This window comes from Paenibacillus sp. 203 (genome assembly GCF_037027525.1).
GTDB lineage: Bacteria > Bacillota > Bacilli > Paenibacillales > Paenibacillaceae > Paenibacillus > Paenibacillus polymyxa_B.
On sequence record NZ_JAXCHD010000052.1, the window covers coordinates 1 to 450 of the forward strand.

At 46.2% G+C, this 450-nt stretch carries 1 protein-coding gene; it reads left to right on the top strand.

Annotation, left to right across the window (positions count from 1 at the left end):
* On the top strand, positions 1 to 450 hold a 450-nt coding region (locus WA407_RS26330), incomplete at both ends, for a Spo0B domain-containing protein (RefSeq protein ID WP_336078738.1).

Sequence of the window (450 nt, forward strand, 5' to 3'; positions counted from 1 at the left end):
GAATTACCGTAAGTCGCAGGACGATGAGAAACTGTCGACGCTAAGCCACTCATGGTCACAGGTGGTAGATGTCTCGGAAGTGTTACGCGACGGTACCCCGCGCCGCGACGAAGAGATTACGATTAAAGACCGGCTATTACTGATCAACACCGTTCCGGTGCGCAGTAATGGCGTTATCATCGGTGCCATTTCAACCTTCAGGGACAAAACTGAAGTACGTAAACTGATGCAGCGACTCGACGGTCTGGTCAACTATGCTGACGCACTTCGTGAACGATCCCACGAATTTATGAATAAATTGCATGTGATTCTCGGATTATTGCATCTGAAGAGTTATAAGCAGTTGGAAGATTACATTCTCAAAACAGCCAATAACTATCAGGAAGAGATTGGCTCTCTGCTGGGTAAGATCAAATCTCCGGTTATCGCTGGTTTTTTAATCAGCAAGAT